1 protein-coding gene and 1 pseudogene are annotated in these 1364 nt (G+C 55.4%); both read left to right on the top strand.

The window, feature by feature from the left end:
• The coding region (locus MXAZACID_RS17240) for a type IV secretion system DNA-binding domain-containing protein (RefSeq protein WP_008495846.1) at positions 1-1166 on the top strand (1166 nt) is incomplete at its 5' end.
• A pseudogene (locus MXAZACID_RS19000) lies at positions 1163-1364 on the top strand (hypothetical protein); the annotation flags it as partial. The gene MXAZACID_RS17240 and the pseudogene MXAZACID_RS19000, both read left to right, overlap by 4 nt.

Below are 1364 nucleotides of genomic sequence, written 5' to 3'. Positions count from 1 at the left end.
AGGGGTTTTTGCGGGAAATCCGCAAGCGCTCTAATGCCCGCGTTATCGTTCTTGATAATAACGGCGGATATTATAGTCGGTTCGCTCAACCGGGTGACAAGCTATTAAACCCGCTTGACGTGACCCGTACCGTCAATTGGTCAACGTTTGCAGAAATTAAAAGCGATGCCGACTATAAGCGCATCGCGGCTGGGTTTGTGCCTCTGGCGGAAGGCTCCGGGGCTGAATGGTCCATGTATGGTCGCGATCTCCTGGCCGACACGCTCCGGGCAATGAACGAAAGCGGCGAAAAGAATCCGCAAAAATTGTACCGACTTTTGACGGGGCCACAGGACAAGCTGACGAACTATCTAGCCGATGCCGGATTGCTCGGTTGGACCAGCCCGCACGGCCAGGAAATGATGGCCGGATGCAAGGGAACAATTAAGCCACACATCGCCATATTTGAGCATCTGAAACCGGATGGTGATTTTTCGGTACGGGATTGGGTAAAAAACGGCGACGGCGGCGACGGCTGGTTGTTCGTGACATACCGCGAGGCCGATAAAGAATTGCTCCGGCAATTCCTGGCGGCGGTGGCTGACTGCGCGGTGGTTGAGGGCCTGAATCTGTCCTCATGCGAAGGTCTACCAGAGGCGGAACATCGCCGGTTATTCTATATTCTGGATGAGCTAGACAGCATCGGCAACATATCCAAGCTGGATGATGGCTTTGCCAGGGGCCGGAAAAACGGCTGTTCGTTCGTCGTCGGCATCCAAACCCTCGCACAGCTTCGGCGTGTGTACGGAAAGGAAATGGCCACCACAATTCTAGGCAACGTCGCCACCCGTGCCATTCTCCGGCAGGAAGATGGCGAGACCGCCCTAGAGATGCAAAAGACCCTGGGCGAACAAGATATTGAGCGGCGGACGGTCTCGCTGTCTCAAACCGCCGGGAACTCGCGCCCCGGCCTGTTCTCCGCCGGTCATTCGCATAACTCATCTGGTAAGACCGCCAGCGAGCAAATCCAGATCGTCACCCGCCCGTGCATCCTGGCAAGCGAGTTACAGTCAATGGAACGCCTGAACGGCATTCTTATGCGCGGTGATAAACCGCACAATCCTTTTAAGCTGGAAGTTGTACCAATGCCGGTAATAACCCCGCCCTTCCTGGAGGCCGCACCGTGAAGAATAGGGTAATAAATCTTGCCGTCATGGTGGTTGGCGGCCTGTTCGCAATTCAAATCGCAATTTGGATTCTGGGCTCACTGGCTCCTGATTTATGGTGGATTTTGCTGCTGGCAGACGGCGGCTTTATCACTTGGCGGCTGGTGGAGGTGTGGCCTCAAATCTCCACCCAAAAGCAGGGGGAAACGCCGGAAGCTG

Source organism: Acidocella sp. MX-AZ02 (assembly GCF_000306035.1).
Classification (GTDB): Bacteria; Pseudomonadota; Alphaproteobacteria; order Acetobacterales; family Acetobacteraceae; genus Acidocella; species Acidocella facilis.
The sequence above is the reverse complement of the archived record's forward strand: the minus strand, read 5'-3'. Positions and strand labels throughout refer to the sequence as shown.